10 protein-coding genes are annotated in these 12,027 nt (G+C 63.4%); 8 read left to right on the forward strand and 2 right to left on the reverse strand.

Features of this window, described 5'->3' with window-relative positions; all coding sequences use genetic code 11:
- Window positions 1-10: 10 nt before the first annotated feature.
- From P2T68_RS06670 to dacB, 4 genes are all read left to right on the forward strand, one after another.
- The gene (locus tag P2T68_RS06670) at window positions 11-283 is read left to right on the forward strand and encodes a GIY-YIG nuclease family protein (protein ID WP_024073588.1); all 273 of its coding nucleotides are present in this window, start codon (window positions 11-13) and stop codon (window positions 281-283) included.
- Window positions 284-359: 76 nt separating this feature from the next.
- Window positions 360-1,295 carry a glutathione S-transferase family protein gene (locus P2T68_RS06675; protein ID WP_024073589.1) on the forward strand — a complete coding sequence of 312 codons (936 nt, stop codon included), beginning with the start codon at window positions 360-362 and terminating at the stop codon, window positions 1,293-1,295.
- 110 nt (window positions 1,296-1,405) lie between these two features.
- Entirely contained in the window at window positions 1,406-3,823 is a 2,418-nt protein-coding gene (locus tag P2T68_RS06680) for a TonB-dependent receptor (protein WP_277379169.1), read from the forward strand.
- A 148-nt stretch (window positions 3,824-3,971) separates the two neighbouring features.
- Complete coding sequence (gene dacB / locus P2T68_RS06685; RefSeq protein ID WP_277379170.1) at window positions 3,972-5,417, forward strand: D-alanyl-D-alanine carboxypeptidase/D-alanyl-D-alanine-endopeptidase; 1,446 nt, start codon at window positions 3,972-3,974, stop codon at window positions 5,415-5,417.
- A gap of 1 nt (window position 5,418) precedes the next feature.
- Here the strand turns inward: dacB and P2T68_RS06690 are convergent, their stop codons facing one another.
- Window positions 5,419-6,198 (reverse strand): IclR family transcriptional regulator, encoded by a 780-nt coding sequence (locus tag P2T68_RS06690; protein ID WP_024073592.1) that lies wholly within the window; start codon window positions 6,196-6,198, stop codon window positions 5,419-5,421.
- 119 nt (window positions 6,199-6,317) lie between these two features.
- Here P2T68_RS06690 and hmgA point away from each other — a divergent pair, with 119 nt between their 5' ends.
- The 3 genes from hmgA to maiA are packed head-to-tail and all read left to right on the forward strand — an operon-like array spanning window position 6,318 to window position 9,539.
- Complete coding sequence (gene hmgA, locus P2T68_RS06695) at window positions 6,318-7,601, forward strand: homogentisate 1,2-dioxygenase (protein ID WP_024073593.1); 1,284 nt, start codon at window positions 6,318-6,320, stop codon at window positions 7,599-7,601.
- 3 nt (window positions 7,602-7,604) lie between these two features.
- Window positions 7,605-8,891: a fumarylacetoacetase gene (gene fahA / locus P2T68_RS06700; RefSeq protein WP_277379172.1), complete on the forward strand. Its 1,287-nt coding sequence runs from the start codon at window positions 7,605-7,607 to the stop codon at window positions 8,889-8,891.
- A gap of 12 nt (window positions 8,892-8,903) precedes the next feature.
- Window positions 8,904-9,539 carry a maleylacetoacetate isomerase gene (maiA, locus tag P2T68_RS06705; protein ID WP_069075311.1) on the forward strand — a complete coding sequence of 212 codons (636 nt, stop codon included), beginning with the start codon at window positions 8,904-8,906 and terminating at the stop codon, window positions 9,537-9,539.
- 429 nt (window positions 9,540-9,968) lie between these two features.
- Here maiA and P2T68_RS06710 read toward each other — a convergent pair whose 3' ends face one another.
- The gene (locus P2T68_RS06710; RefSeq protein ID WP_024073596.1) at window positions 9,969-10,772 is read right to left on the reverse strand and encodes a transglutaminase family protein; all 804 of its coding nucleotides are present in this window, start codon (window positions 10,770-10,772) and stop codon (window positions 9,969-9,971) included.
- 185 nt (window positions 10,773-10,957) lie between these two features.
- On the opposite strand from P2T68_RS06710, the gene P2T68_RS06715 reads away from it, so the two are divergent.
- Window positions 10,958-11,977 carry a Glu/Leu/Phe/Val dehydrogenase dimerization domain-containing protein gene (locus tag P2T68_RS06715; protein WP_277379173.1) on the forward strand — a complete coding sequence of 340 codons (1,020 nt, stop codon included), beginning with the start codon at window positions 10,958-10,960 and terminating at the stop codon, window positions 11,975-11,977.
- Window positions 11,978-12,027 lie beyond the last annotated feature (50 nt).

A 12,027-nucleotide genomic window follows, 5' to 3' on the forward strand; every position in this document is an offset into this window, starting at 1 on the left:
TCGATTCGTGATGACTCCCACTCAAGCCAAACCCTGGTTCGTGTACCTGGTGCGTGCCGCCAATGGCTCACTCTATTGCGGCATCAGCAACGACCCGGTGCGCCGCTTTGCTTCTCATCAAAGCGGCAAGGGCGCGCGGTTCTTTTTGTCCAGCCCCGCCGTGGCGTTGGTCTACACCGAGCAGTGCGCGAGCAAGGGCGAGGCGCTGCGCCAGGAACGGCTGATCAAGAAGCTGAAAAAAAGTGCCAAGGAGTGCCTGGCCGCGAGTGGTTCATTGATTTGACTGATGGGTTCCCATCGTCCCCACGTACGGTTTTGCGGGCTAAGCTAGCGGTTCATTCCATTGAGCGGAGCCTGGCATGTCTGAGTTGATCCTGCACCACTACCCGCAGTCCCCCTTTGCTGAAAAAGCCCGCCTGCTCCTGGGGTTCAAGGGGTTGTCGTGGCGCTCGGTGCTTATCTCGCCGGTGATGCCCAAGCCTGATCTGACCGCCTTGACCGGGGGCTATCGCAAGACGCCGGTGTTGCAGGTCGGCGCCGATATTTACTGCGACACCGCCTTGATCGCCCGCCGCCTGGAGCAGGAAAAAGCGGCACCGACGCTGTTTCCCCAGGGCCTGGAACTGGTCACCCAGGGCTTTGCGGCCTGGGCGGATTCGGTGGTATTCGCCCATGCCGTGGCGCTGGTGTTCCAGCCTGAATCCTTGGCGGTCAAGTTTGCCAAGGTGCCGCCGCACCTGCTCCAGGTGCTGGTGGACGACCGCAGCAAACTGTTCAGCGGTGGCAGTGCGGCGCGGGTGTCCTTGGAGGTGGCCTTGCATCAATGGCCGGCGCTGGCCGGTCGCATTGAGCAGCAGTTGCAGCACTCGGTGGGGGATTTCCTGTTCGGTGAGCCTTCGATTGCCGACTTCGCCCTGGCCCATCCGCTGTGGTTCCTCAAAGGCTCGACGGTGACGGCGCCGCTGGTGGATGCGTACCCCGCTGTCGCGGCCTGGCTGGAGCGGGTGCTGAGCGTTGGTCATGGCACCGCCAGTGAGATGACTGCCGAGCACGCCTTGGAGGTGGCGCGAAACGCCACGCCAGCCGCGCTACCCGATGAACTGTTCGACGACCTGAATGGTTTCAAGGCCGGGCAGCCGGTGACGATCAGCGCCACGGATTATGGCGTTGACCCGGTGGCCGGCGAGCTGCGGTTTGTCGGGCGCGAAGAGCTGATCCTGCGGCGTACCGATGAACGCGCTGGCACCGTGCATGTGCATTTCCCACGCATGGGTTTCCGCATTCAGGCGCAATAAATAAAAAATATCTGCAAATAAATGTGAGGTTTTTCGACAGCCCATCCGTGTAGTGCTTGAAACTGCGATCTATTCGCATTAACAGCGTTTTCTACACGGGTTCTCACAGCATGAAGTCGACGGCGGGCGGTTGGGTAAAACAGTGGCTGGGAGCCTCGGTATTGACGGTGTCTGGGCTGGCATTGCTGCCCTTGAGCGTGGCGCAGGCGCAGGAGCAGCAAAGCGCCCAGTTCAACTTTGCCCAGGCCGCCAAGCCGCTGCCCCAGGCGCTGAGCGATTTCAGCCGGGTGACCGGCATCAGCGTGATCTACACCGATGAAGCCCCCTATGGTCTCAACGCCCCGGCGGTCAGTGGGCCGATGAGCGCCACCCAGGCCCTGCAACGCTTGCTGGGCGGCTCCGGCTTGACCTTCCGCCAGATCGACGCGCGCACCCTGGCCCTGGAACCGCTGCCCACCGACGGTGCGGTGAACCTCGGCGCGACCACCATCAGCGGTGTCGGCCAGGCCCAGGACAGCACCAGCTACCAGCCTCCGCCCACCAGTTCGGTGATGCGCTCCCATGCTTTGCTGCTGGAAACCCCGCAGACCGTCAACGTCGTACCCGCCCAAGTGTTGCGCGACCAGACCCCGCGCAACCTGGATGACGCCCTGGCCAATATCAGCGGCATCACCCAGGCCAACACCCTGGCCAGCACCCAGGACGCGGTAATGCTGCGTGGCTTTGGCGACAACCGTAACGGCTCGATCATGCAAGACGGCATGCCGGTGGTGCAGGGCCGCGCGCTGAACGCCACGGCAGAACGCGTTGAAGTGCTCAAGGGGCCATCGTCGCTGCTGTACGGCATCCAGGACCCGGGCGGCGTGGTCAATATCGTCAGCAAAAAGCCCGAGCTGAGCCAATCCACCGCTCTGACCGTGCGCGGTTCCACCTTTGGCGATGGCAAGAACGGCAGCGGTGGCAACCTCGATACCACCGGCCCCATCGGTGATTCGGGCCTCGCTTATCGCTTGATCGTCGACCATGAAGACGAAGACTACTGGCGCAACTTCGGCACCCACCGCGAATCGCTGGTGGCGCCGTCCCTGGCCTGGTACGGCGACACCACCAAGCTGCTGTTCGCCTACGAGCACCGTGAATTCCTCTCGCCGTTCGACCGTGGCACCGCGATCGACAAGTCCAACCACCCACTGGACATCCCCTCCACGCGGCGCCTGGACGAACCGTTCAACAACATGGAGGGCCGTTCCGACCTGTACCGTTTCGAGGCCGACCACGACCTCAACGACGACTGGAAGGCGCATTTCGGCTACAGCTGGAACCGTGAAACCTACGACGCCAGCCAAGTGCGCGTCAGCGCAGTGAATGACGATGGCACCCTGACCCGCAGAATGGACGGCACCCGGGGCGCGATCACCACCGACCGTTTCACCACGGCCAGCCTGGAAGGCAAGGTGAACGTGCTGGGCATGCAGCATGACCTGGTGTTCGGCCTGGATGACGAATACCGCAAGATCTACCGCGCCGACCTGATCCGCCAGAACTCGCGCGGCACGTTCAACTACAACAACCCGGTGTATGGCAACGAAGTCGCGGGCACCACCGTCAGCGCCGCCGACAGTGCCCAGACCGACCTGTTGCGCAGCGACTCGCTGTTCTTCCAGGACGCCATTCACCTGACCGACCAGTGGATTCTAGTGGGCGGTGTGCGCTACCAGATGTATGACCAATACGCCGGCAAGGGCGTGCCGTTCAAGGCCAACACCGATGGCAATGGCCAGGCCTGGGTGCCGCGGGCCGGCCTGGTGTATCGCTACACTGATGAGCTGTCGTTCTACGGCAGCTACACCGAGTCGTTCAAACCCAACTCCACCATCGCCGCCTTGGCCGATGGCAGCACGTTGACCGGCGACCTCACGCCGGAGGAATCCAAGTCCTGGGAACTGGGGGCCAAGCTCGACATACCTGGGCGCGTGACTGCCAGCGTGGCGTTGTTCAACATCGACAAGCGCAATGTGCTGGTGTCGGTGGGCTCCGGTGCCAACACGATCTACAGCATTGCCGGGCAAGTGCGTTCCCGTGGCCTGGAACTGGACGCCAGCGGCCAGTTGACCGACAAGTGGAGCCTGATCGGCAGCTATGCCTTCACCGACGCCGAAGACGTCAAGGACAACGACCCGACGCTGCAAGGCAACCGCCTGCAAAACGTGGCCAGGCACACCGGTTCGTTGTCGGTGGCCTATGACTTCGGCACTATTTTCGGTGGCGACCAGTTGCGGGTGGGGACCGGAGCGCGCTACGTCGGCGAGCGCGCAGGCGATGCCGCCAACGACTTCGATTTGCCGGGCTACACCGTGGCCGACGCGTTTGCCACCTATGACACCAAGATCGACGGGCAGAAGGTCAAGTTCCAGTTCAACGTGAAGAACCTGTTCGACCGCACCTACTACACCTCGGCGGCCAGCCGCTACTTCGTGTCGATAGGTGATGCGCGGCAGGTGTCGGTGTCCAGCACCCTGGAGTTCTAAAGCCTGGCGGGTTTGTTGGGGTTAGCAGGCTTGTTATGGCTAGCAGGCTTGTTGTGGCAAGCCAACTCGCCACAACAGGCCCGCTCGCCACAGGAGTACGGAGCTGTTAGCGTTGCGGCCACTAATGGCTTTGCGGAACACAGTACTGATGCACTTTGGGCGATGGCTACACCTGCTGTACGTGAGTTTTTTACTGGGGGGCTGTGCGAGTGTTTCGCCGCCTTCCACACCATCAACACTCGATCACCTGCTGGCCGATCCTGCCCTGAACGGCTCCACGGTTTCCGTCATGGTGCGCGATGCCCGCAGCGGCACCACGCTCTACCAGCACAATCCGCGCACGCGCTTGGTTCCCGCGTCCAACCTCAAGCTGCTGACCACGGCGGCGGCGATGGACGTGCTCGGGCCGGACTACCGGTTTTCCACGCAACTGTTGAGCGACGGCCGCCGCCAGGGCGAGCGCCTGATCGGCAACCTGTACCTGCGTGGCCTGGGTGACCCGACAACGCAGTTCGCCGACTACCAGGCCCTGGCCGCGCAGTTGGCCAGCCAAGGTGTGCGTCAGGTATCGGGTGACTTGGTGTTCGATGACACCTGGTTCGATACCGAGCGCCTCGGCGTCGACTGGGCCCAGGACGACGAAAGCACCTACTACGGTGCGCAGATTTCGGCGCTGACGGTGTCACCCGATACGGATTTTGATGCCGGCACCTTGCTGGTCACCGCCAAGGCGCCGCTCAGTGCCGGCCAGCCGGTGAGTGTGTCGATCAGCCCGGCCACCGACTATGTGCAACTCAGCAATCGTGCGGTGAGCGGCGCGGGCAACAACTACGCCATCACTCGCCAGCACGGCACCAACCTGCTGCAACTCAGCGGTGCACTGGCGCCGGGAAAGCAAAGCCGGCAGTGGGTGAGTGTGTGGGAACCGACGCAACTGGTGGCCAATCTGTTTGAGCAGGCGCTGGCGCAGCAGGGTATCCAGGTGTTAGGCCCTCGTGTGTTCGGGGGCGTGAGCCCAGCGACGGCGACGCTGTTGGCGGAGCATCGATCGGCGCCGTTGCAAGATTTGATCACGCCGCTGCTCAAGCTTTCGAACAACAACATGTCCGAAGCCCTGCTCAAGGCCATGGGCCGCAAAACCTCCAATGCGGGCACGGCGGTGGCGGGCGTGGCGGCAGTCGCGGCGTTTATGCAGCGCCAGGGCATGGACCCGGCGACGCTCAGCCAGGTGGATGGCTCCGGTTTGTCGCGGCGCAACCTGGTGTCGGCGCAAAATCTCACCGACCTGTTGCTGGCCGCTTCGAAACAATCCTGGTTCGACGCCTGGTACAACGCCTTGCCGATTGCCGGCAATGCCGAGCGCATGACCGGCGGCAGCCTGCGTTATCGCCTGCGGGGCACCGCCGCCGAAAACAACCTGCACGCCAAGACCGGCTCCATGGGCGGTGTGTCATCACTGAGCGGATACATTACCGACAGTGAGGGACGGCGCCTGGTGTTTTCAATGATCAGCAATAACTACATCAGCGACGCAGCCCCCATCCGCACCCTCGAGAACCGCCTGGCACTTGCCCTGGCCCAGTGGCACGACTAGCTCAGGGCTGGTAGCCCATCCGCCAACTCACGGCCCGGGTCGCCGCCAGCAAGCGCTGCGCCGCCGGGCCATCTTCGTCGGCGTGGAACAGTGAGGTGGGGCCGACCACGGTCATCACTGCAGCCACCTGGCCAACCGCGTTGAACACCGGCGCCGACAATGCATCCACCCCCGGCATCAGCAGGCCATGCACAAAGTGCAGGCCGCGCTGGCGGATCTGTTCGCAGGTGAGGGCATAAGCCTGGTCGTCGGCCAGGGCATGGGCGATGCCAGCCTCGATCTCGCGTTCACGCAATTCGACGGTTTCCCGCGACGGCAGGAAGGCACTGAACACCAGCCCGGTGGACGAGCTGAGCAGCGGCAGTACCGAGCCCAGTTGCGTCACCACCGTCACGGCGCGCACCGCCGGCTCGATCTGCACCACGGTCGCGCCCTGGTTGCCCCACACCGCCAGGAAGCAGGTTTCATTCAATTCGTCGCGCAGTTCGGCCAGGGGCAGGGCGCCGACTTTCAACACGTCCATACTGCCCAGGGCGGCCAGGCCCACGCGCAAGGCTTCGCGGCCCAGGCCGTAATGGTTGGTGGCGGTGTTCTGTTCGGCAAAACCGGAGGCGATCAACGCCTGGAGATAGCGGTGCACCTTGCTCGCCGGCATCTGCACATGTTCGGCCAGGCGCGACAGCGAGGTGGAGGGCGACAGTTCGGCCAGGGCCTTGAGGATATCGGTGCCCACTTCGGCCGAGCGGACTTTCTGTTTACCGGTGTCGCGGGGCTTTTCCATGGAGGGGCGGGAATCCGAGAGATGAGTGGGCGTCTTTATAGCTTGACGGTCGGCAGTGATCAAATTACGTTATGCGTAACTGGATTACGATAAAAACAACTTCCGCTAGAGGATGATCCATGAACCTCGAATACCTCTCGGGCTTCGGCAATGAATTCGCCAGCGAAGCCCTACCCGGCGCGCTGCCCGTCGGCCAGAACTCCCCGCAAAAAGCGCCCTACGGTCTCTACACCGAACTGTTTTCCGGCACGGCCTTCACCATGGTGCGCAGCGAAGCGCGCCGTACCTGGCTGTACCGCATCCAGCCGTCGGCCAACCACCCGGCGTTCGTCAAGCTGGAGCGGCAATTGGCCGGTGGCCCGCTGGGGGCGGTCACGCCCAATCGCCTGCGCTGGAACCCGCTGGAGCTGCCGAGCGAGCCGACGGATTTTATCGAGGGACTTGTCGGCATGGTCGCCAATTGCGCGTCGGAAAAACCGGCGGGCATCAGCATCTACCACTACCGCGCCAACCGATCGATGGAGCGCGTGTTCTTCAACGCCGACGGCGAGCTGTTGATCGTGCCTGAGCAGGGCCGCTTGCGTATCGCCACCGAACTGGGGGTGCTGGAGGTCGAGCCGCTGGAAATCGTCGTACTGCCGCGCGGCCTGAAGTTCCGCGTCGAATTGCTGGATGCGCAAGCGCGTGGCTACGTCGCCGAGAACCATGGCGCACCGCTGCGCCTGCCGGACCTGGGGCCGATTGGCAGCAATGGCCTGGCCAATCCCCGCGACTTCCTGAGCCCCGTCGCCCATTACGAAGACCTCAAGCAGCCCACCACCCTGGTGCAGAAATTCCTCGGTGAACTGTGGGCCTGCGAGCTGGACCACTCGCCGCTGAACGTGGTGGCCTGGCACGGTAACAATGTGCCGTACAAATACGATCTGCGTCGCTTCAACACGATCGGCACCGTGAGCTTCGATCACCCCGACCCGTCGATCTTCACCGTATTGACCTCGCCCACCAGTGTGCATGGCTTGGCCAACCTCGACTTTGTGATCTTCCCACCGCGCTGGATGGTGGCCGAGAACACCTTCCGGCCACCGTGGTTCCACCGCAACCTGATGAACGAATACATGGGCCTGATCCAGGGCGTCTACGATGCCAAGGCCGACGGTTTCCTGCCCGGCGGTGCATCGCTGCACAGCTGCATGAGCGCCCACGGCCCGGATGGCGAGACCTGCACCAAGGCCATCAATGTCGAGCTGGCGCCCCACAAGATCGATAACACCATGGCCTTTATGTTCGAGACCAGCCAAGTGCTGCGCCCGACCCAGTTCGCCCTGGAATGCCCGCAACTGCAACCCGCTTATGACGCGTGCTGGGCCTCGCTGCCCGCCACCTTCAACCCGAACCGGAGATAACCCATGACGCAACCAACGCTTGCCCGCAGCTGGGTCGCCAGTGCCAATGGTCACCGCGACTTCCCCCTGCAAAACCTGCCGCTGGGCGTGTTCAGTATCCATGGCTCGGCACCGCGCAGTGGCGTGGCGATTGGCGACTGTATTCTCGACCTGCTGGCCGTGCGCGATGCGTTTGACGGCGAAGCGCTTCGCGCCGTCGATGCCACCACCGGCGGACAGTTGAATGCCTTCTTCGAACTGGGCCGTGGCCCGCGCATGGCCCTGCGCGAGCGCCTGTTGGAATTACTGGGGGAGGGCAGCCCGCTGCAAGCGCGTGAGGCCCAAGTGCTACACCGCGTCGCCGATTGCCAGATGCACTTGCCGGCGAAGATCAACGACTACACCGACTTCTACGTCGGCATTGAGCATGCGCAGAATGTCGGCAAATTGTTCCGCCCCGACAACCCCTTGCTGCCCAACTACAAGTACGTGCCGATTGGTTATCACGGCCGCGCCTCGACCATTCGCCCCTCCGGCACCGACGTGCGTCGTCCCAAAGGCCAGACCTTGCCAGCCGGCCAGGCCGAGCCGACATTCGGTCCCTGCGCGCGCCTGGATTATGAGTTGGAGCTGGGTATCTGGATCGGCCAGGGCAATGCGATGGGCGATTCGATTGCCATTGGCGATGCGGCAGACCACATCGCCGGTTTCTGCCTGCTCAACGACTGGTCGGCGCGGGATATCCAGGCCTGGGAATACCAGCCGCTGGGGCCGTTCCTGTCCAAGAGCTTTATCACCAGCATCTCGCCCTGGGTGATCACGGCCGAAGCCCTGGAGCCGTTTCGCAAGGCACAACCGGCGCGGCCTGAGGGTGACCCGCAACCGTTGCCGTACCTATTGGATCAACGCGACCAGGCGGCGGGCGCCTTCGATATCGAACTGGAAGTGCTGCTGACCACGGCCGCGATGCGCGAACACAACCTGCCAGCCCATCGCCTGGCCCTGAGCAACACCCTGCATATGTACTGGACCGTCGCGCAATTGGTGGCGCACCACAGCGTCAACGGCTGCCAGTTGCAGGCCGGTGACCTGTTCGGTTCGGGCACGTTGTCTGGGCCCGAAGCCGGGCAGTTCGGCAGCCTGCTGGAGATGACCGAGGGCGGTAAGAAAGGGGTCGAACTGCCTTCCGGCGAAGTGCGCCGATTCCTCGAGGACGGCGACGAAGTCATCCTGCGCGCCCGCTGCAGCCGCGAAGGCTTTGCGTCCATCGGGTTTGGCGAATGCCGTGGCACCGTGGTTGCGGCGCGCTAGGAGGGCAGGGCAATGGAACTTTATACCTACTACCGCTCCACCGCATCGTACCGGGTGCGTATTGCCCTGGCCCTCAAGGGCCTGGATTACAGCGCTGTACCGGTCAACCTGCTGGTGCCGCCTGGCGGTGCCAATCACCAGCCCGCGTACCTGGCGATCAACCCGCAAGGCCGTGTGCCGGCCTTGCGCACGGATGACGGCGAGCTGTTGATTCAATCCCTGGCGATCATCGAGTACCTGGAGGAACGTTATCCACAGGTGCCGCTGCTGGCGCAGGACCTGGCGACCCGTGCCCATGCGCGCGGGGTGGCTTCGATCATCGGCTGCGATATCCACCCGCTGCACAACTCCAGTACCCAGAACCTGCTGCGCCAGTGGGGGCATGATGAGGCTCAAGTGCTGGAATGGATCGGTCATTGGATCAGCCAGGGCCTGGCTGCCGTCGAGCAGTTGATTGGCGATCAGGGTTTTTGCTTTGGCGAGCAGCCGGGGCTGGCGGATGTGTTCTTGATCCCGCAGTTGTACGCGGCGCAGCGTTTCAAGGTCCCGCTGGCGGCGTACCCGCGCATCGGGCGAGTGGCGGCGTTGGCGGAGCAACATCCGGCGTTTGTGCAGGCGCATCCGGCGAACCAACCTGATACTCCATGACGCTTGAGACTTGTACAGAGCACTGGTGGCCCCTAAATCACTGATAGCCAGCCCGATACTGCATTTACAGCGAGCAATATCACTGTGGCGAGCGGGCTTGTTGTGGCGAGCGGGCTTGCCCTAATGCCGTTCAGTTAAGCGGACATCGCCTTCTGTAGGAGCGAGCTTGCTCGCGAAAAACGTCAACGATAACGCGTGTTTCCTGAATGAACGCGGCGTCTGTGAGTTCTTCGCGAGCAAGCTCGCTCCTACAAAAAAACCTTAACTGAACGGCATTAGGGCTTGCCCCGCGTTGGGCTGCGCAGCAGCCCCAAAACACAGTCCCGGAGCTGCCTGGCACACTGCAGCGCTCTTATTGGGGCTGCTGCGCAGCCCAACGCGGGGCAAGCCCGCTCGCCACAGGACGGTGTGTTCCTGGAAAGAGGGTGTTCAATGCACCACGGAGTTGGGGGGCAGGTGCCCCAGCCGCTCGGTCAGGCGCAGGCGCTGGATCGGGTCTTCGCTGAGCAGCAGCGCATGTTCCAGGTCGAAGCGTTCGGCGCTGGGGCAGTCCAGGCGTTGGTACAGGCTGGCGCGCGCCAGGTAGTCGGCGGCGCTGGCATTGCCCAGTTCCAGCACGCGTTCGGCGTCGACCAGGGCCGCCAGCGGATCGTCATTGGAGAGGTGCAGTTGGCGCAGGTTGCGTGACAGGCGTTGCAGGATCGAACGGGGTTCGGCGGTGTGCAGGTGGTCTGATTGCAACTTGAGGTTGGGGCCATATTGGCGTTGCAGCAGCTCGCGGCAATCATTGGGGTAGAGGCGCCGACCGCCGCACGGATCGAGCAGGTGATCGGCGCCGGGGACTCGCAGCAGGAAGTGGCCGGGGAAGTTGACGCCGACCATGGGAATATTCAGGCGCCGCGCCAGCTCCATCGCGATCAGGCCCATGGCCAACGGTTGCCCGCGCTTGCGTTGCAGCACCTTGTCCAGCAAGGCAGCAGCGGGGCGCAGCGGGGTGAATTCGTCCTGGGCGAACCCCAGGTCATTCATGCGCCGCAGCAGCGGTTGACCGAGCTCATCCGCCGGTAGCATGGGCATGCCCACATTCACCTGTTGTTCCAGCGAGATCAGGTCCTGCAGGATCACCAACGGCTGCACCGCCGGGTCATGTTCGGCAGCAATCCACAGTGCTGCTTCAAACAGCGCGGGGGGTGAACGTTCCAGGCAGGCGAAAAAAGCTTGGCGCGGCTTCATTGCGTTCTCCGACGGATGCCTCCGTTTTAGCCTTGCTGTGAATTTTCGTCCAGTGGCTTGAGAAGGATCCTATCTGCTTATGTCGCAGGGCCTGCAAAACCGGGCGGCTTATTCCAGTGCACTTCGGCAGTTTTCTACCGCAAGCCTATACTTGGCGACACCAGACGTGATTCGGGAGCTCGACGATGTTTGCTCTCATGCACAGCTACCGCCTTGAATCGCTGCACCTGAGCATTGACCCGGTGACGGGGTTGAAGGCGGTCATCGCCATCCACAACAGCCGCCTGGGACCCGCTTTGGGCGGCTGTCGCTACCTTGCCTACCCCGATCACGAAACGGCCGTCGCCGATGCCGCGCGCCTGGCCCAAGGCATGAGCTACAAGGCCGCCCTGGCCGGGTTGCCGGTGGGCGGCGGCACGGCCGTGATCCAGCGCCCCGCCCATGTGGAAAGCCGGGCGGCGCTGTTCGAAGCCTTCGGCCGGTGCATCGAGCAACTCAATGGCCGCTACCTCACCGCCATCGACAGCGGCACGTCGGTGGCCGACATGGACTGCATTGCCCAACACACCCGCTTCGTCACCAGCACCACGGCGGCCGGCGACCCTGCGCCCCATGCTGCCATGGGGGTGTTCGCCGGCATTCGCACCACTGCCATGGCGCGCCTGGGCAGCGACAACCTTGAGGGCTTGCGCGTGGCGATCCAGGGCCTGGGCAATGTCGGGTTCGCCCTGGCTGAACAACTGCACGCCGCTGGCGCCGAACTGCTGGTCAGCGACATCGACCACGGCAAGGTGCAACTGGCCATGGAGCAACTCGGCGCGCACCCCATTGCCAACGACGCCTTGCTCAGCACGCCCTGCGACATCCTCGCGCCCTGCGGCCTCGGCGCTGTGTTCAACCGCACCAGCGTCGGCCAACTGCGCTGCGCCGCCGTGGCCGGCTCCGCCAGCGCACAACTGACCAACCTGCAAGTGGCCGACCAGTTGGAAGGGCGCGGCATCCTCTATGCCCCGGACTACGTGATCAACTCCGGCGGCCTGATCTACGTTGCCCTCAAGCACAGCGGCGCGGAGCTGCCGACCATCACCGCACACCTGTCGAACATCGGCACGCGCTTGACCGAAATATTCGCCCACGCCCAGGCCGAAAAACGCTCCCCGGCACGGGTGGCGGACGAATTGGCCGAGCGCCTGCTCTACCAATAACCAGGCATTAAAAAGGCCCTGAATCGATGATTCAGGGCCTGTTCAATTCG

The sequence above is a fragment of the Pseudomonas sp. G11 genome (genome assembly GCF_029457515.1).
GTDB classification, from domain to species: domain Bacteria; phylum Pseudomonadota; class Gammaproteobacteria; order Pseudomonadales; family Pseudomonadaceae; genus Aquipseudomonas; species Aquipseudomonas gorinensis.